Source organism: Agrilactobacillus fermenti, from assembly GCF_047943045.1.
Taxonomy (GTDB): Bacteria; Bacillota; Bacilli; order Lactobacillales; family Lactobacillaceae; genus Agrilactobacillus; species Agrilactobacillus fermenti.
In genome coordinates, this window is the sequence record NZ_CP181347.1 from 111,694 (window position 1) to 130,069 (window position 18,376).

General features: G+C 39.7%; 21 protein-coding genes. 14 read left to right on the plus strand and 7 right to left on the minus strand.

What is annotated here, in order from left to right; translation table 11 throughout:
• The first annotated feature begins 58 nt into the window (after positions 1-58).
• Entirely contained in the window at positions 59-634 is a 576-nt protein-coding gene (locus ACNAN0_RS00525; protein WP_416353555.1) for a DNA-3-methyladenine glycosylase I, read from the plus strand.
• Between the two features lie 177 nt (positions 635-811).
• Here the strand turns inward: ACNAN0_RS00525 and ACNAN0_RS00530 are convergent, their stop codons facing one another.
• Positions 812-991, minus strand: coding sequence for a hypothetical protein (locus ACNAN0_RS00530; protein ID WP_230912805.1), 180 nt, complete (start codon positions 989-991; stop codon positions 812-814).
• A 183-nt stretch (positions 992-1,174) separates the two neighbouring features.
• Here ACNAN0_RS00530 and ACNAN0_RS00535 point away from each other — a divergent pair, with 183 nt between their 5' ends.
• Entirely contained in the window at positions 1,175-1,672 is a 498-nt protein-coding gene (locus tag ACNAN0_RS00535; RefSeq protein WP_416353556.1) for a hypothetical protein, read from the plus strand.
• Here ACNAN0_RS00535 and ACNAN0_RS00540 read toward each other — a convergent pair.
• The 3 genes from ACNAN0_RS00540 to add all read right to left on the minus strand — a co-directional run bounded on the left by ACNAN0_RS00540 (position 1,669) and on the right by add (position 3,607).
• Positions 1,669-1,902: a hypothetical protein gene (locus tag ACNAN0_RS00540; protein ID WP_230912807.1), complete on the minus strand. Its 234-nt coding sequence runs from the start codon at positions 1,900-1,902 to the stop codon at positions 1,669-1,671. The genes ACNAN0_RS00535 and ACNAN0_RS00540 overlap by 4 nt on opposite strands.
• 156 nt (positions 1,903-2,058) lie before the next feature.
• Entirely contained in the window at positions 2,059-2,544 is a 486-nt protein-coding gene (locus ACNAN0_RS00545) for a glutathione peroxidase (RefSeq protein WP_416353557.1), read from the minus strand.
• 43 nt (positions 2,545-2,587) lie between these two features.
• Entirely contained in the window at positions 2,588-3,607 is a 1,020-nt protein-coding gene (gene add, locus ACNAN0_RS00550) for an adenosine deaminase (protein WP_416353558.1), read from the minus strand.
• Positions 3,608-3,740: 133 nt separating this feature from the next.
• Here add and ACNAN0_RS00555 point away from each other — a divergent pair, with 133 nt between their 5' ends.
• The 3 genes from ACNAN0_RS00555 to ACNAN0_RS00565 all read left to right on the plus strand — a co-directional run bounded on the left by ACNAN0_RS00555 (position 3,741) and on the right by ACNAN0_RS00565 (position 7,005).
• The gene (locus tag ACNAN0_RS00555; protein WP_416354210.1) at positions 3,741-5,036 is read left to right on the plus strand and encodes a thymidine phosphorylase; all 1,296 of its coding nucleotides are present in this window, start codon (positions 3,741-3,743) and stop codon (positions 5,034-5,036) included.
• A 73-nt stretch (positions 5,037-5,109) separates the two neighbouring features.
• On the plus strand, positions 5,110-6,273 hold the full coding sequence (locus ACNAN0_RS00560; protein ID WP_230912811.1) for a hypothetical protein: 1,164 nt from the start codon (positions 5,110-5,112) through the stop codon (positions 6,271-6,273).
• A gap of 141 nt (positions 6,274-6,414) precedes the next feature.
• Positions 6,415-7,005, plus strand: a complete 591-nt coding sequence (locus tag ACNAN0_RS00565) for a DJ-1/PfpI family protein (protein ID WP_416353559.1) — start codon at positions 6,415-6,417, stop codon at positions 7,003-7,005.
• Between the two features lie 20 nt (positions 7,006-7,025).
• On the opposite strand, the gene ACNAN0_RS00570 is transcribed toward ACNAN0_RS00565, so the two are convergent.
• Positions 7,026-8,291, minus strand: a complete 1,266-nt coding sequence (locus ACNAN0_RS00570) for an MFS transporter (RefSeq protein WP_416353560.1) — start codon at positions 8,289-8,291, stop codon at positions 7,026-7,028.
• A gap of 97 nt (positions 8,292-8,388) precedes the next feature.
• Between ACNAN0_RS00570 and ACNAN0_RS00575 the strand changes: the two genes are divergently transcribed.
• Positions 8,389-9,213, plus strand: coding sequence for a hypothetical protein (locus ACNAN0_RS00575; protein ID WP_416353561.1), 825 nt, complete (start codon positions 8,389-8,391; stop codon positions 9,211-9,213).
• Positions 9,214-9,398: 185 nt separating this feature from the next.
• Here ACNAN0_RS00575 and ACNAN0_RS00580 read toward each other — a convergent pair whose 3' ends face one another.
• Positions 9,399-9,584, minus strand: a complete 186-nt coding sequence (locus tag ACNAN0_RS00580; protein WP_230912815.1) for a hypothetical protein — start codon at positions 9,582-9,584, stop codon at positions 9,399-9,401.
• 54 nt (positions 9,585-9,638) lie between these two features.
• On the opposite strand from ACNAN0_RS00580, the gene ACNAN0_RS00585 reads away from it, so the two are divergent.
• From ACNAN0_RS00585 to ACNAN0_RS00595, 3 genes are all read left to right on the plus strand, one after another.
• Entirely contained in the window at positions 9,639-10,982 is a 1,344-nt protein-coding gene (locus ACNAN0_RS00585; RefSeq protein WP_416353562.1) for a metallophosphoesterase family protein, read from the plus strand.
• A 186-nt stretch (positions 10,983-11,168) separates the two neighbouring features.
• Entirely contained in the window at positions 11,169-13,079 is a 1,911-nt protein-coding gene (gene asnB / locus ACNAN0_RS00590; RefSeq protein ID WP_230912817.1) for an asparagine synthase (glutamine-hydrolyzing), read from the plus strand.
• 73 nt (positions 13,080-13,152) lie between these two features.
• Positions 13,153-13,767 (plus strand): SAP domain-containing protein, encoded by a 615-nt coding sequence (locus ACNAN0_RS00595; RefSeq protein WP_230912818.1) that lies wholly within the window; start codon positions 13,153-13,155, stop codon positions 13,765-13,767.
• Here ACNAN0_RS00595 and ACNAN0_RS00600 read toward each other — a convergent pair.
• Positions 13,727-14,137, minus strand: a complete 411-nt coding sequence (locus tag ACNAN0_RS00600; RefSeq protein WP_230912819.1) for a winged helix-turn-helix transcriptional regulator — start codon at positions 14,135-14,137, stop codon at positions 13,727-13,729. The two genes, ACNAN0_RS00595 and ACNAN0_RS00600, sit on opposite strands and share 41 nt — an antisense overlap.
• Before the next feature lie 94 nt (positions 14,138-14,231).
• Here ACNAN0_RS00600 and ACNAN0_RS00605 point away from each other — a divergent pair, with 94 nt between their 5' ends.
• The 5 genes from ACNAN0_RS00605 to ACNAN0_RS00625 all read left to right on the plus strand — a co-directional run bounded on the left by ACNAN0_RS00605 (position 14,232) and on the right by ACNAN0_RS00625 (position 18,363).
• A complete protein-coding gene (locus ACNAN0_RS00605; RefSeq protein ID WP_230912820.1) occupies positions 14,232-15,260 on the plus strand; it encodes a zinc-binding alcohol dehydrogenase family protein in 1,029 nt (342 codons plus the stop codon).
• Between the two features lie 664 nt (positions 15,261-15,924).
• Positions 15,925-16,104 carry a hypothetical protein gene (locus ACNAN0_RS00610; RefSeq protein WP_230912821.1) on the plus strand — a complete coding sequence of 60 codons (180 nt, stop codon included), beginning with the start codon at positions 15,925-15,927 and terminating at the stop codon, positions 16,102-16,104.
• Positions 16,098-16,469, plus strand: coding sequence for a hypothetical protein (locus ACNAN0_RS00615; protein WP_230912822.1), 372 nt, complete (start codon positions 16,098-16,100; stop codon positions 16,467-16,469). The genes ACNAN0_RS00610 and ACNAN0_RS00615 overlap by 7 nt, the downstream gene beginning before the upstream one ends.
• 144 nt (positions 16,470-16,613) lie before the next feature.
• The gene (locus tag ACNAN0_RS00620) at positions 16,614-17,882 is read left to right on the plus strand and encodes a carboxylate--amine ligase (protein WP_230912823.1); all 1,269 of its coding nucleotides are present in this window, start codon (positions 16,614-16,616) and stop codon (positions 17,880-17,882) included.
• Between the two features lie 16 nt (positions 17,883-17,898).
• The gene (locus ACNAN0_RS00625; RefSeq protein ID WP_230912824.1) at positions 17,899-18,363 is read left to right on the plus strand and encodes a universal stress protein; all 465 of its coding nucleotides are present in this window, start codon (positions 17,899-17,901) and stop codon (positions 18,361-18,363) included.
• The last annotated feature ends 13 nt before the right edge of the window (positions 18,364-18,376 follow it).

The following is an 18,376-nucleotide window of genomic DNA, read 5'->3' on the forward strand; positions in this document are numbered from 1 at the left end:
GGTTCGATCACAGAGTGTTTTTCTGCATCGGATCTTATTTTTTTTGGAGGGATTTTAAATGAATTCAAAGTTTGATCCGCGAACGATTCCATGGCCCTTGGACACGCCAGAAATTTTGGCATATTCTCGAGACGAGTGGGGGCAGCCCCTGCATGGAGATCAGAAATTATTTGAACTATTGACCTTAGAGATCTTTCAAGCAGGGTTACGCTGGCAGTTAATTTTAGAAAAACGGTCTATTTTAAATGCGGCCTTTCATCACTTTGATGTTAAAAAAGTTGGAAAAATGATAGTGGCTGATGTAACCGAATTAATGACTTGGCCTAAAATGATCAAGAATCGGCGTAAAATTATGGCGACAATTGATAATGCGAAAGTCATCCAACGCTTACAAAAACAAGGGAGCAGCTTAGATGCCTATCTTTGGAATTTTGTGGGTCATGAACCAGTACGCACCAAGCCTCGCGTGGTGACAGATGTGACACCAACCAATCATTTGTCAGTGCTGGTCGCCAAGCACATGAAAAAAGCCGGCTTCAAATTTGTTGGGCCGACGATCATTTATTCATTCATACAGGCAGCGGGTCTAGTTGATAATCACTTAGTCGTAGGTGCCGCAAAAGGTGGTCAATAGGACGGTTAAGACTTGAAAATAATACGCCATGTTAGATTGGTGCTCGAAAACTAACCGATGATTCTCACGCTCTAAACGCGTTCCAAGGGTAACGACTTCACCTAACCTTAATTATTTGCTGAAGCTGGCGCTTCATCGGCATAATTCGGTTAGTGCTCCAAAGCTAAACAGCTTCACTCACGCTCTGCGTCGTTGTAATTTTAAGAGGTTAGGGACATTGGTAATGTGTTGTCCAGGGCGCAAAGCTAAAATGTAGCCATCTTTTAAGGTCATTTTATAAGTGATTTCATAGGTTAGTTTTAGTGGTTTACCACGGTAATCATAGATTGGTAAATTTTTATAGTTGGTGGTTAGCATTTTCTCACGTCCTTTCAAACAATTAATGGTAAATGTTTCATTAAGTTAAGTATAAGTTTTTCAAAAGAAGATAGCCATGATTTTGTCTAAAAGATTCTTTTCTAAAATGACATGAGGCTCAACTTTTGCTAGAAAAGCAATAATGGTATGATGAATATATTGAATAATAGGCGGAGGACAATCATGCAACAAGAAAATATCGCTCAATTAGCGGACTGGCTAGAAGCTCACAAAGACGGGATTGCCGATCGTAGTACAAAATTAGATGTTACGGAAGTTTTTGCGGTGATCGATAGCTTGGCTGTATTAAATCAGCCGGTGACCGATTATTTAGCAATGACAGAAGATGCGTATGACGAAAAAGAATCCGATCACAAATTCACGCTGGATACTGGAGACACTATACTAGCGGAATTGAAGGACCGGATTCTCATTAATCATGTGGATGGTGTGACTGATGAAGGTGAGTTAAACTTCAATTATAATCACGAAGATGCCTTTAAAAACGGCTATCAAGTCAAAACCGATTTAAATATTTTGACTTATGGATTTGAAGTTGTGGGGGCAGCCGCAATCTTAGTTGATCCGGCAACCTTAAAACAAAATCTTTCTAAAGATGCTGTTGTCAGTCTTGGTATTGCGGCTAACAGTATTGACCGTTGGCAGCAGCGAAAAAATTAAACGACTGACAGCCAATCATCTTCAAGTAATTGATGTTTCGTTTTAGATACAGGGATCCAGATTTTGGCGTTTTTGATTTTTTCAAGGATGCGCCAGAAGAGCGGATCCTTTTTTTGTTTTGCGGTGGGTTTCACTTGGACAACATGTCCGGTTTCAGTTAGTGCGTATATATTTGGGTAATTAATATCAAATAGCTGAGTTGTAATAATACCTTTTAAGTCTGATGTCATATTGCATCGCTCCTTATGATTACTACAATACAGTTTAGATGTTATTTAATTCGGTTAAAAGCGTGAAAAGTATGAGATAAAAATCAGTCTTTATGTTGAATTTAAAGGCTGATTGTGAAGAAAAATTAGGTTATTGTTTTCAGAAAATAGAGTAGCCTATCTGGCGGCCGTTTCATTTAAAAGCTTTGTTAATACCGGTTCAATTGCTTCGGGTGTTTCTTTGGGTTCAAAGCGCTGCACGATGTTACCTTCAGGGTCGATCAAGAATTTTGTGAAATTCCATTTGATGGCCTTGCCAGTTGAGTTGTTGATCAAATAATCATAAAGCGGGTCTTTTTCTTTGCCACGGACTTTGATCTTAGCAAACATTGGGAAAGAAACGCCATAATTCATTTGACAAAATTCTAAAATTTCATTATTTGAACCGGGATCTTGGTGCAAAAATTGATTACAAGGAAAGCCCAAGATCTCAAAATTTTGAGCTTGATGATTTTGATATAATTTTTCTAGACCTTCGAATTGAGGCGTGAAACCACATTTACTAGCTGTGTTAACAATCAATAGTGTTTTACCACGATAATCTGCGAGCTTTTCCTGTTTACCATCGATGCGTGTTTCTTCAAAGTCATAAATTGATGTCATCTAGATAGCCTCTTTCACAAATAAAGTTGTTGTCAATTTAATTTTACGCGTAAGCTTGTTTAAAAGCCATGGTTAATGCTGTTTTTTCTTTTGAATCACAGAAAGCAGCGGCAATACCAGCCAAATTAAACGCTAGAAATTGTGCCTTATCCGTGCCAAAATGGTCTTGGAAGCGACTGTATTCTTTAGTCAGAGTCGTGTTAGAAACAGTGCGGTTGTCAGTATTTATGCAAGCGCTTAACTTGTTCTTGATAATCAAATCATAAGGGAATTCAGAAATGGCATTGATTGCCTTTGTCTGTAAATTGCTAGTCAAACATAATTCCAGACAAGTGTGATTGGCTTTAATAAATGTGGCCAGTTCAGGCTCTTGGTAAAGGGCTGTCCCGTGACCAATGCGTTTAGCACCAAGTTTGATGGCTTCATAAATATTATGGGCGCAATGACATTCTCCGGCGTGAAGGGTCATTGCCAAACCGTGTTGGTTCGCAAACTCAATTGCTGGTTTTAAAACATCTGGGGGAAAGTCAGCTTCATTGCCGGCAAAGTCGATCCCAGCTAAGTGGTGACTGCTTTGAAAGGGCAAAGCGGCTTGAAAGGCATCAATATTTGCTTGATTTGTTAGTTGCCGCATCCCACAAATTAATAATCGACCCTTGATAGGCAGCGATGACTCGGCTTTAGCGATCCCAGTGAGGACGGCTTGAATAGCGGTACTCAAGGTCAAGTCTTTTTCGATTGAAAAAGCAGGCGCAAAGCGAATTTCTATGTAACGGACATTTTCCGCAGCTGCTTGGCGCATGACATCGTAGGCTGCTAGCTCCAAGGCCGGTGCTGTTTGTAGTAACGGCGCAACAAAATCGAATTTTTCTAAATATTCTGCGAGACTCGTGATTTGGTCATCAACTTGCGTCAGTTTGGCTAGCGCTTGATCATCGGCGGGGACCGTAATACCAGCCATTTGGGCTAACGTTCGAATCGTGTGCAAAGATAGGGAACCGTCTAAGTGACAATGAAGTTCTATTTTTGGCAGTTGTTTGAGTGTTTCGATAGATAAGGACATGTATTCGCCTCCGTTAGCATAAAATATAAAATAACCTTACAATTAATTCAACTATATCATTTAAGTTACAACGATTGTTCAAAACCAACCATTCCGATAAAAACTGAAGGATGTGCGACTTATGTCAGTATCAATGTTAGAAATTATCGCTAAGAAACGAGATCACGGCGAGCTTACAGCAGATGAAATCAATGACTTTATTGAGGGCTATACTAGTGGACGGATTCCAGATTATCAGGCTAGTGCCTTATTAATGAGTATTTATTTGAATGGGATGAACTTTAACGAGGCGAGCCATTTAGCCATGGCTATGCGTGATTCAGGTGAGCGCTTAAATTGGCCTGCTGAATTGGGTCCCTTGATTGATAAACATTCGACTGGGGGTGTGGGCGATAAGATCAGTTTAATTTTGGCGCCAGTAGTGGCAGCTTGCGGCTTGACTGATCCAATGATCGCGGGGCGTGGTTTGGGCCATACTGGCGGTACATTGGACAAGCTGGAAAGCATTCCTGGTTTTCGGGTGGATCTGACTGCTACAGAGTTACATGCGGCCCTACTTAAATCAAAAATAGTAATCAACGGTGCAACTGGCAGTTTAGCACCCGCAGACAAAAAGCTGTATGCATTGCGTGACGTGACTGGGACGGTTGCATCTATCCCATTAATTGCAAGTTCGATCATGAGTAAGAAACTTGCGGCTGGAATCAATGGCTTAGTAATGGACGTGAAGTGTGGACAAGGTGCCTTTATGAAACAGTTGCCTGCTGCCCAAGAATTGGCTCGAACATTGGTACGCATTGGTCAAAATGCCGGCGTCAAAATGACAGCTGTTATTACAAATATGGATGCGCCGTTAGGTTTAGCAATCGGGAATAGTCTGGAAGTTAAAGAGGCATTAGCTGTTTTACACGGACAAGGGCCTAAAGATATTCGGCAGTTGACACTGGCTTTAGCAGCGCACATGTTAGTGCTAGGAAACAAAGCGAAAACTTTTAAGCAAGCCTACCAGCGAGCAGGGCAAACTTTAAATGACGGCTCAGCCTTTGCTGCTTTCCGACAAATGGTAACAGTACAAGGCGGTGATACGCGTTATGTAGACCGGCCGGAACTTTTCCCAGTAAGTCAGCAGCAAGTGACGATTACTGCAGCTAAGTCAGGCTATTTAGCGGCGATCGACAGTTATCAGCTGGGGATGGCTGTAGTTAAAATGGGTGGCGGTCGCTTAATAAAAGGAACCCCAATCAAACATCAAGTCGGTATTGTTTTAGCCAAGAAAGTAAGTACCGCTATACAAAAAGGCGATTTATTAGCCACCGTTCATTGTGAGGGTATAGATGATGATTTATTAATAGAGATTCAAAATGCTTTTCAGATAACGGCTGCACCAGTGACAGCAGAACCTTTGATTTTAGATACGATCAATTCTTAAAGCCTTTTCATTTCGAAAGTAGGTTGAGAATGATAGAATTATATTAGGAAATAAATAATTGGAGGTAAAGTTTATGGCATTAAATGATGATCTGAAACGTTTGGTTCAAGATGCAACGCGCTCTGAGGAAAGTCCATACGTTTCCATTTTTATGGCGATCCACCCCAATGATACGAACATTCAAAAAGATAAATCTCAGTTTAAGAACTTAGTAGCTGAGGCTGAAAAGAAATTTACTGAGCAGTATCCTAAAAAAGACTGGGCTGTTTATCAAGAAGAATTTGATTTGATTAGTTCTGAACGAACATTAGGCCGTAATGGGTACGAGGGGATGGCGGTAATTGCCAGCAAAGACCATGTCTTTCGTTACTTTTTGACTTTTGAACCAGGCAATTCCAGTTTTGTTTCCGATAATTTATATATTTTACCAATTATTAAGGATACCCACTTTAGCTTGGACTATGACTTGTTACACATTGATCGTGAAGGCTTTGGTCTATATCAAGTACGTGATGGTCTGCTGACGACAGTTGAGTTGCCAGAAACGGCACCGGCAGATTTCAAAGAAGCTATTAAAGACCCACTGTTAGTTGGAGATAATGCTCAGATACATCCAGAGCACTCCACTGAAGATCAATGGGAAGAAACTAATCGTGGCCGCGGTGGCTTAGATGCGACCGTGGACGATAACTTGGCACGTTACTACAAAATCGTAGATCAATATGTACGTCAGAATTATACCCTGCGTGAACATGTACCATTAGTTTTGCTGGGTAACGAAGAAGTCCAACATGTGTTCCGGACGATCTCAAAAAATGGGATGTTGGAAAAACATATTCACATTACCAAAGTGCCACCAAAGCTAGATCAGGCTTCATTGATGAAGCTCAAAGCGGAGATTGGCTCACAATTTAATCAGCAGACGAATGATCGTGTTTTACAAGCCCTAGATGATGCGCGCTCTGGTGGTCGTGAAGTATCTGGAACTGATAATGTGATTCAGGCTGCAATTGAAGGCCGAATTTATCAGTTATTGATTCGTGATGACACTTTTGAACCAGGAATCATCAATTTAGACATGCAAGTTGATACGATTAGCAGTCAAGCGACTGAGCATAATTTGCTCAATGATATTGCCGTAATCGTTTTAGCCTTTGGCGGTCGGGTTGATATCTTAGCTGATGAAGATATGCCATTGGGTCAAAGTGTGATCGGTTTGTTACGTGGAAAAGCTTAATTGTTTCACGTGAAACAGTAATGATCATTAATCGAATTTCTATATTTAAAAAGCAGCCTTTTGATATGTGGCTGCTTTTTATTTTGGCTTGGTGAAGCGTGTATAATTAAAAACAAACGATTAATTGAGGAAAAAGTTATTTTGAAAAATGCGTTGTTTATTATGTTAGACGAATATGCTGATTGGGAAGGTGCCTATCTTGCTAGTACTTTGAATCAACTGAGTGATTGGCAAGTTGCCACGACTTCTCTGAAAAGTACCGTGACATCAATTGGTGGATTTAAAACTAAAGTAGATTATTTAATTCCAGAAGTTCCACAGAATTTAAGTTTATTGGTTTTGATTGGTGGCAATTCGTGGCAGGTAAGAAGTCCAGAATTGGTACAATTGATTAAACAACAATTAATGTCACAGACACCAGTCGCAGCAATTTGCGAGGCAGTAGATTTCTTAGCCCAAAACGGTTTGCTAACTGGGTATATGCATACGGGGAATGCCCAATATCTATGGCAAGACTTTTCTAACTATACGAATGCGAATGACTTTCGTGAAGTTCAAGCAATTAGTGATAATAATCTTGTGACTGCCAATGGAACCGCAGCTTTGGCGTTTACAAAACTGGTTTTAGACCAATTATATTTCTCACCCGAGACAATTAAACAAAGTGTAGAACTGCATCAGCTAGGATTTTATGCTTATACTGCAAAATATGGCAATCCCTATTTAAATTAAAAAGGTTTGATAGTTCATAACTAGTTCAGTGTAGTCGAGTTCGTTTGTCTATGTAAAATCAAATAGCTCAGCGATAGTAACATTAGCCCATAAACGCCCAAACAGTAGTATGAAAACGTCAGACCGAAGTTTGCTAGTACTGGAAAAATAAAACTTGTCAGTGGTGGGGTTAAGACTAATAGTGAGTTGACGGTTGTCACAATACCCCCTAGACGTTCAGCGGGATAGTGATTGATGATCATTGTGGAAAATCGAGGGGAAACAATACCGAGTAACAAAGCGGTTAAGCTTGAACCTAATAGAATAATATAAAGCTGATTCAAGATGAAGCCTAAACTTGTGACGACAATGAGTAAATTTGCATAACAGCAAAGGACGTGAGTGGTAATATTACGCCAGACTTTTAAACTAAGGGCACTGCCGATAATCAAGCCTAGTGTGATCAGACTAGATAATAAAGAAATCGTAATGGCTCTTGAGAAAATAATTACTTTTGTCTTTTGCAAGAATAAGACAAAAATGGGTGTTATTCCACCAAAGAAACCATTGATTAAAGCAAGCTGACAAAGATCGTTCAAAGCTTTCTTATTTGTAACCAATGTTTGTAAGTTTTCGACAACGAGCCGCCAGACGGGTCTTTTGGAAGTATGGTCAATTATTTTGTTTTCTGTCGTCGCAAAGTGGGTACTTAGTAAGCCAAAGAAAACACTAACTAATAAAAAAACACCGGCATTGATTACTGCAATGGTTTTAGCAAGGAAAATAGTTAAAAGTAACGAGCCGCCTAAAGTAGCTAAAACGTTAACTAATTGTGAAGTTATGCTAACTAGGCCTTGAGCTTGAGTCATATCATCAGCTGAAACAAGTATTTTGGTGAAGGGCGCTGATAAGGCTGAACTATAGTTGCCAAATAAGTCGGAAATAAAGTTAAGCGTGGCAATAATGACTATAAGTGATAAAGTCGAGCGATAGTTTAAAAGTAAGCCAATGCTTAGGTACAAGAGTGCCCTAGTCAGTGAACTTTGAATCATCCCGCGAAATTTGCGAGGCTGTTTATCAGCTAAATTACCTAGAATGATACCCATAAGAATTGGCACTGTTTCAGAAATTGAAATGATCATTACAGCAATATTTGCTTGAGGTAACGCAGCTGCTAGTGTCAACATTGTTGTGTAGAATAAACGATCACCAATTTTAGAAAAAAGATTAATACTCGTTAGCTGAGTAAATTGCTTGTTTCTTTTGATGAAGCCGAATTTTGAGCGCTTAATCAAGAACTTTTGCATACAGAAAACCACTCCTTTTAGGCTAAGTTTGCTATATAATAAGAACAATAAATGCTATAGCAAACTTTTGTTTACCTAATTTATAGGAGTGGTATTCATGTATGGGCCAATAATCAAGCAGATTCGACAGGACAAGGATTTACCGCTTAAAGCAGTTTATACAAACGTTTGTTCAAAGACGAATGCAATTAAATTTGAAAATGGTGATCGTGTCCTAGCAGCGGATAAGTTTACCCAAGTATTAAAAAATTTATTCATCAGTATGGCAGAGTTCTTATGGATAGCAAATGGTTATAAGCCTAAAAATGAGGCGTATCAACACTATCTAATTCGTCAATCGTGGAACGCTGATAAAAAGCGTATTTTTGAAACGCAGGTGGCTAACTTAGAACTATCTGATGTGAAGATCCAAAGAATTCAGTTAGCAAGTTATTGCTTATTGAAAAACCATGAGCAAAATATTCCGTTAGATCAATCTGAACTGGAACTCGTCGTGAATTATTTTAACAATTTATCATCTTGGACATTAAGTGATGTTAAGTTTTTTGCAAATAATGGCTATGTGCTGCCTTACCCGTTGATGGTAACGTTATTGGGAGAAGTTCTTAAAGTTCAACAACGGTATCGTTTTTTTGAGAATAGCGAGGCAATATTTGCGGCAGTTTTGGTGAATTGTGTTGATCGAATGATTAGCGCAGGAGATTTTGATAAAGCAAAAGCAACACTTAAGATTTTACAAGAATTAACGGTCGGCATTCCAATGGCTGGCTACAGACTTCTTTCAAAGTATTATCGTGCTAAAATTGAGTTTTTAAATGGGGATACAGAAATGGGCAGAAATTCATTGATTGAAATTAGAAAAGCATCAGAATTTCTTGGTATAAAGCAAATTGTAGATGAAATAACTAGCTTGTTGCTATAGTAGACCGTTAATAAATCAAACTTACGTTTAAGGGTAGTAAGTAATATGAATATTTTAAATATCAATAAAATCAGGCCAAACTAAAAGGCCAGCGACTAATATCGCTGGCCTTTTAGTAGGTACTTATAAGTTTAAAGAAAAGTAATTTGATTCGCCGATTGTTTTTACTTTGATAAGCACAATATTCAACTGAAAAATAAGTCTCGAAGTCCGAGAGCTGCTAAAATAAAAACTAGGATACCTAATTTAGCCACCCGGACTGGTCCAATACCAAAAATACCATGGCTAAACTCGAGAAAAATCACGAAAGCACTCAACGCCGCACCAATTAAAAGTAGGATGCCGCGTAAGAAATGTTGCGAACGGCGCATAGGATCACCTGCCTAACGTTATTATAGGTAAGAAGTCATAAAGGAGTGTCTGCAATGGGGTTATTCACGAAATTGTTCCATAAAACGCAAATCGATGTGACCCAACTTGATCGAATCAAACAAGTTGGGACTTATCAAGTTAAAATCGCACAAACGAATTTAGGTGTGACGCCCGGACCATATCTATTGGAAGTTAAACCTGGGCCCATACAATTATTATACCCGATTCAACTAGCTGATGATCTGACAGGGACGCGTTATTTTCGCAGCTACAGCCACCAATTTAAACGCTATAATAGTTTTATTGATCTTAGCGATCAACAGCGCGCTTGGGTCAAACAGTATCTGACCAAGTTAGGCTTGTCCTGGCTGGCGCAATGCACGCCGGATCAATTAAATATTGGGGTAGTCACGGATACCCATGATAAAGCCGACCAAAATAAAACTTATTACGGCACAAATGGGTTACGCCACGTTCAAGAGCTGAATATTTTAGCTGATCTAGGTTTGCTGGATTATAAAGCGCATTTGGGCGATATGATCGATGGTAGTGACGCGCCGGCAATTGCGCAACAACGATTAGCCTTGATCACTACCGCCTTAGCGCAAGGACCAACGCCGTTCTTAGTAGCAGAAGGTAATCATGACGCTAACGATAAATACGATGAGCACACCGACCATCACCGGGCCAGTTTTGAGGCAGACACGTTTGCTAATATCGTGAACCGCCGCTTATTTGCCCAGCCACAAGTACACCGGCCAAATGAAAAGGCCGATGTTTATTATATTGACAAGGGGCCTATACGGGTAATTATGATCAATACAAGTGATGTGCCTTATCAGTTGAAAGCCGACGGGACTAAAGTTTATGATTTTAAGTTAACCAAAGCGATTCGGCAGCAACAATTTCAAGATATCATCGCTATTCTAGCACACAGTCAACACAAAACAATTATTTTCATGGGCCATGCGGATCTGTTGGATCCTAAAGGTCGCAATGGACTAGCTTATAATGGTAAGACATTGCACGAGCTTTTTCGGGCATTCAATGCTCATCAAAAAGGCAAGATTCATACCCGGCATAAAAAAACTGATTTTCAAGTAAATGCGGCTTTTGATTTTACCAATAACGACAGTCACATCAGCGCTTACATCTGTGGTCATCGGCATAAAGAAGCAACTTATAATTATGATGGCATTCAATATATCCTATTGAATTGCTCGGCACTAATGGGTCGATATCATGGTCTCACAACGAAGTACAATCAGCATTGGCACCGCAAACAAGGAGAAATCACTGAATTTGCGGGGTACGTCTTGAATATTGACGGGGATCAGCGCCAATTACGGGTGTTTGGTTATGGTGCTGCTTCGCCTTTGCAAAAATTTAAGTTTTAAAGTCTTGTAAATCGTTATGAAAACAAGCGTGGTTGATTGACATGTTGCGCCAGTCTTATATAATACAGGAGTGACTGTAAAAGTATAAAATTTGTATGAAATTAAGTTGTTTGTGAATAAGCAGAGGTCGGCCACAAAACGTTCATTTTGTCCCGACCTCAAGTATAGATAGGGGATTTACTTGATATGTGTGGAATTGTCGGATTCGTTGATAAGACAATGCTCGATAAGAAACCGGTCATCAATGACATGATGGATATGATCAAACACCGGGGTCCCAATAGTTCTGGTGAATATGTGAATGACGATGTTGCATTGGGTTTTCGACGCCTAAGTATTATTGATCTTAAGGGCGGCAGTCAACCTATCTTAAATGAAGATAAAACCAAAGCCATCATTTTTAATGGCGAAATTTATAATTTCCAACCGATCCGCGAAGAATTAATCAAGGCGGGCCACGTATTCACAACTCATGCCGATACTGAAGTTTTACTCCATGGCTACGAGGAATATGGCATCGAAGGTCTGCTTAAGAAGATTCGAGGGATGTTTGCCTTTTTGATCTGGGATGATACGAAAAAGGAATTAGTCGGGGCTCGTGATTTCTTTGGGATCAAACCCATGTATTATTACCATCAAGATGGAACTTTTATGGTAGGTTCTGAGATCAAGTCTTTCCTTAAAAACCCTAAATTCAAAAAAGAATTAAATAAAGAAGCATTGCGGCCTTATCTAACTTTCCAATATTCAGCTTTAGACGAGACTTTCTTTAAGAATGTCTATCGGGTACCTGAAGGTCATTATTTCACGTTGAAAGATGACAAGTTGACGATCAAAAAATATTGGGATATTGATTTCAAAGCCAACCATCTATCGCTGGAAGATACGATCAATGCCATCGATGCCTCTATCAAAGATTCTGTGAATGCCCATCGCATCAGTGATGTAGAAGTCGGTTCACTCCTATCTAGTGGGGTGGATTCTAGTTATGTCACGTCCGTTTTACGGCCAGAGCACACTTTCTCCATTGGTTTTGATGATAAGAAATACCATGAAGGAGTTGCTGCTAAAGAATTAGCAGATCATTTAGGCTTAGAAAATAAGAGTGATGTGGTTACGGCTAAAGAAGCCTTCAAGAACTTCCCATTGATCCAGTATCATTTGGATGAACCTGATAGTAATCCATCTTGTGTCCCACTTTATTTCTTAACGAAATTGGCTAGTAAAGATGTGACTGTTATTTTGTCTGGTGAAGGCGCCGATGAATTGTTTGCTGGCTATGCAAACTACGGCTGGCACTCTCATTCTAAAGCGATCCGTGTCTTTGCCCAAGGTTTGAAAAAATTACCAAGAGGGGCTCGGGCTAAGATTTCGCATGGCTTACGCAAAATGCCGAACTTCCATGGCCGCTTACATCTATATGAAGCTACGGCACCGGCTGAAGAATTCTTTATTGGGGAAGCACGTATTTTCCATGAAGGTGAAGCAGCTCAGATCTTAAAACAAGATTACAAGCAAAGTGCTACTGTTGAAGAGATCGTGGCTAAGAGCTATAAAAAAGTACGGCATTATGACGATGAAGTTAAAAAGATGCAGTATCTTGATATTCATCAATTTATGCCAAAAGATATTTTACTTAAGGCTGATAAGTTGAGTATGGCTAACTCAATGGAATTACGGGTTCCGTTCTTAGATAAAGAAGTTGCGCAAGTTGCAGAAGGTATTCCAACGAAGTATTTATTAAATTCTAAGGATAGTAAGTATGCATTGCGCATGGCTGCTAACCGTCATTTACCAGAAGCTTGGGCACGCCGTGAAAAACTTGGTTTCCCTGTGCCAGTTAGTGCTTGGTTACATGATGAAACCATCTATAATGAAGTACGCGACATGTTTGCGGCTGACTTTGCGGCTGAATTCTTTGATCAAACCGCCATCTTGAAGATGCTTGATGATTACTATAATGATCAAGGGGCCAATGATGATCGGCGCAAGATCTGGACAATTTATACATTCTTAGTATGGTATAAAGTCTATTTCTTAGATACTGAGAAGCCTGAATTCATCCCTGATGAAGATAAAGTTGTAGCTGCTAATTAGGTAAATACAAAAAAATAACCGCCTAGCATTTTAGTCTAGTAGCGGTTATTTTTTATGAAACGAGATGAATCCTATGCAACGACCAAAATTCGAAACACTGAAAAATTATCAAGAATTTCAAAAATACTATTGGTATCGCCAAGAGTTAGTCACGATTTGTAAAAAATTAGGGATTGAGTATCAAGGCACCAAAGCTGAATTGAATCATTATGTTCAGCAGTATTTTAGTGGCAATATCATAAAACATCACCCTAAAGCAGCAACACAACTAGAACACCCGCAAACATTAAGCTTGGCACTGCCATTACTGGCTTGTGGATTTGCTTTTAATCAGCGTTTTAGGAACTTCTTTGCGCAACAAACGCAACAAGAAAATTTTCACTTCACAGCTGATATGGCAACGGCTTGGCGGCGGGTCAAACAGCAAAAAGATCGAACTTTTACCTTGCAGAATATGCTTGACATTTACCAAGGCAAAACCACGAATGATCATTATGATCATCGCATTTGCCAATGGAATAACTTTGTTAAAGCATTTTGTGCAGATCAGGCCAATCAAAAATTTCACCCGAAACTAAAGGTAGCTGCTATTCTTTGGCAAGTCGTGAAACAATCGGAACAACCCAAAGTTTATTCGCGAGACCTGATTAAAGCAAATTGGGCTTTGGTAAAGGCATATCAAGCTTAGACTTTTTATCCTCGTTAGTGTCTAGCTGTTGAGCTTCTTTTGTCATATGTGCATTATAGTAATCCCCCCAAGTTGCCATGGCCGTAATCACTGGCTTTAACGTTTTACCAAATTCAGTTAGAACGTAAATTGGCCGATTGGCTGTATTCGTGGGGATCTTAGCAATAACCTGATCGTGTTCTAATTCTGCAAGTTGAATCGCTAACATACGATGGGAACAATCTTTAATCTTTCGTTCTAAATCGCTAAAGTGACAATTGTGATCAACGAAAAGATGATATAAGATCACACTTTTCCACTTGCCTGCAATGATCTGTAAGGTACTCTCCACAGGACAGCCTGCTTGGCAATCATAAATATGTCGTTTCATCATGCCATCTCCAAATGATTAAGTTGGTAACTTTTACTTCACTATTATTCTAGCCGTATTTGTTTTAGATTAACAGTGAAGGGAGTTTTGAACGATGAAAGCAATTGGGTTTATCGAACACTTACCGATTGAAGATCCAAAAAGTTTACAAAGTTTTGAAGTGGCAACGCCAAAGATACTGCCCCACGATTTATTGGTGGCGGTCAAAGGTGTCTCTGTGAATCCAGTGGATGTGGGTGTTCGCCGTGGCGGTCACGGCACTTTGAAGCAGCCGAAAATTATTGGCTGGGATGCTATTGGGACAGTCAAGGCTTTAGGTAGCGCTGTACAAAATTTTCAGGTGGGTGATACCGTTTATTATGCGGGGAGTTTTAAGCGCCAAGGCAGCGATGCCCAGTATCAAGCTGTTGATTCAAGATTGGTTGGGCATGCCCCTAAACAATTGACGGCTGCAGAAGCAGTGACCATGCCGCTAACAAGTTTGACGGCTTGGGAGGCTTTGTTTGAAAAGTTAAATATTGATTTAAAGGCTAAAACTGAAAATCAGCAACATATCATTTTGATTATCAATGGCAGCGGTGGGGTTGGCTCTGTGGCGATCCAATTAGCAAAGCTGGCTGGTTTAAAAGTAATTGCGACAGCTTCACGGCCAGAAGCGATTAAATGGGTCAAAACTTTGGGTGCAGATCGCGTCATTGACCACCATGCAGATCTTGTCGCTCAAGTTCACAAGCTAGGTATCCAATATGTAGATTATATTTTGGGCCTTGCTAAACTAGAAGCCCATTGGCAAGAAATCGCGACTTTGATCAAACCAGATGGACAAATTGCATCGATTACTGAAAATCGCAAATTGATCGACTTACAAGCTTTAACTAAGAAGCGGGCAACTTTTGCTTGGGAATGGATGTTTAGTAAATCCTGGTTTCAAACCGATAATATGGCTACCCAAGGGGCGATATTAGATCATGCGGCAGCGTTGTTAGATACAGGTAAATTAAAGTCAACGGTCACGAAAACTTATACTGGCTTGTCTGCTAAAAACTTACGGCAAGCGACAAAAGCTGTTGAGTCTGGACACATGACTGGGAAGGTCGTTGTGACAGGAGATTGGGTGGATTAATCAGGTGGGATGTGAGACAAAAGACTGTTTTCCCGTTTGAGCGATTCATCGTTAGGCGAGGCCCTTTTCTTCTGGCACACATTTAAAATTAAATTATTCGTAACAGAACAGAGAGCCGAAACAAAATAGTCATCTTGTTTCGGCTCTTACTAGTTATTCAATTATTTTAATATGGGGCTATTTTGATGCCCATTCAACGCCATTTAAACCACCAGATCAATCCCAAAATAACAATTGTCGCCGCAATAGAAGTTATGGTCTCTCGACGTGTTGATTTACGAACACTAATCGTCACATGTCCCTTTTTTGATTTGTATAATATCATAAGTTAATTTTCCCCCCAAGAGATATATTGAATTATTGTCGATTTTGCTATTCATTGCTATGGCCGCCAAAAGGCATTGATGACAGTCATAATTAAATTAAATACTGATAAAACTAAGGCTACAATCATAATCTTACTGGTTTTTTCTTTACTTTTATGATGCCGCATAACATGACCTCCCGATATTGTAAGGACTGATATATTCAGCTAAATTATATCATGAGACCAGGCTAGCTGTGTCGTTTATTTACTTACCAAGTATTTCCAGCTGGATTATTGGTTTTTAGGGTTAATGCGCGTATATTAAGGCTATTCATTTAGTAATCGGAGGTGGCTTGGATGTGTCAAAAGTTTCATCGTGCTTTTGGTGTCTACGGCATCGTTTCTAAAAAAGAGCAACTACTAGTTATCAAGAAAAATGCTGGGCCTTACATCCTCTTTTCAATCGGAAATATCCTCGGTCTAAACGTGTTCCAAAAGGCAACGACCTCACTTAACGACGAATCACTCAAATGGTAAGTCCACCATTTGTCGTGATTCTCGTTAATGCTCAGTCGCTAAACGCCTTTTGTCTCACTCTTGCCCAACAGCTGGGCACAACTAGCTTCCGCTATCCTTGGCATTATCAGCGCTGGCACTACAATCAGCATATCTGTGTTTTTTATCAGATTTTAAAATACCAAGGGCAAGTGGCGGCACGGGTTGCTAATTTCACAGGACAAGATTCTTTAGGTGCTGGCTTTTTGCCGTTAACTGAATTGTCCTTAGATAATGCCTCACCACTTGTTCTCAAGGCGAAAGATTTTGTTCAACAAGGTTTAACGTTTGATGCTACTGATTGGACTTACCAGCATTGGCCGATCTTGTCCCAGCCTGTCTTTTGAAATCTATTTTCGGTTATGGCGTTAGGTGTGTTTTGATTACGAATATTTTTGGCACATCCTCATAACTAAACGCCTTACCTCGGGTATGTTATAATTTGTATCGTGAAATTAACAAAATATATTTTTTAAGAATAGTGGAGAGTTATGAAACAAATACCGAAATTTACACCGATTATATTAGGTAGTGACATTAATGCTTATGGTTTTGCACGTTCATTCAATGAAATTTACGGCATTAAAGTAAAAGCTTTTGCTGCTTTGCCATTGGCCCCAACGCGATACTCTAAAATTATTGATGTTGAACTGCATGATGGCTTTGAAGAAGATCCAGTATTCATCAATGTGATGACCGAAGTGGCGCAGCGCTACGCCGACCACAAAGAACCAGTGATCTTGATTGCCATGGGCGATGGTTACGCGGAACTAATTGCGAAACATAAAGACTTTTTGCAGCAGACATTTGTTTGCCCCTATATTGACTATGACTTACTCAAAAAATTAAATAATAAAGAAAACTTTTACAAGATCTGTGAGACTTATAATTTACCATATCCAAAAACCAAAATTATCACAAAAGCGATGTATAAAAATCAAACGGATTTGGATGTGCCGTTTGAATACCCCGTAGCCTTGAAACCGGCAAACAGTGTTGAGTGGCTGGATATTCATTTCGAAGGTCGTAAAAAGGCTTTTATCATTCATTCAGAGGCTGAGTACACCGATGTTGTCGCTAAAATATATGATAATGGCTATACATCTGATTTGATCTTACAAGATTTTGTGCCTGGTGATGATTCTAATATGCGGGTCTTGAATGCTTATGTGGATCAAAATCATCAAGTGAAAATGATGTGTTTAGGGCATCCATTATTGGAAGATCCCACGCCAGCTGCCATCGGTAATTATGTGGCGATCTTGCCGGAATATAACCAAGAAATTTATGAAACAGTGCAAAAGTTCTTGGAAGATATCAAATATACTGGTTTTGCAAATTTTGATATGAAATATGACCGCCGGGATAATACATATAAGATTTTTGAAATCAATTTGCGGCAAGGGCGTAGTAGCTATTTTGTGACGTTAACGGGTTACAATTTGGCTAGTTACCTTGTCAATGATTATGTAACTGGCGATTTAGCTAATCAGCCAACTGTTTATGGGAATCAGAATAAAGCAAAACATGTACTTTGGCTTGGGGTGCCTACGAAGGTATTTAAGCGCTATGCGGCCGATAATGCGGCCAAACGCGAGGCACTGAATTTGATTCATGCCGGTCGTTATGGAACGACAGTGTTTTATAAAAATGACATGTCTCTTAAGCGTTGGGTCTTATTAAAGTATATGTTCCATAATTATGTGCCCCGTTATAAGCAATACTTTGCTGAGAATAAGGGCCAAGCTGACGAACAATAAGAGGAGATGGGCTTAATTGACAACTTTAGATGATTTTACAGTACAGATTCATCGTTATAATCGGATTTTGGTCACCATTGATAGTGATGATTTTATTTCGTCTAAACCAGCTTTTGAATATGCTTGTACGACGGCAAAGATGTATCAGATTCCACTAGGTATCGTTTCAATTTTAGAAACAGGTGATTTGAATATCTTTCAGACCTTATCACCGGATGTTTTGAGTCAGCAGCGGGCAGACGTGGCTAATTTGGTAGATACTTATGCGGATAAAGCTCGGGAATTTGGGGTTTTAGACGTGACCCCTTATGTCAGTGAAGGAAAGCCAGGCCGCACGGTTGTCGATCAAGTGATTCCAGAATTCAAACCAGATCTATTGGTCGTTGGTTCTGAAAGAAAAGCCAATGCCAACGCGATCGGCTCCCAAGCGTCATACATGGTTCGTTATGCGCCATGTTCTGTAATCGTCGTTAGAAACTAATTTGTAGTATCGG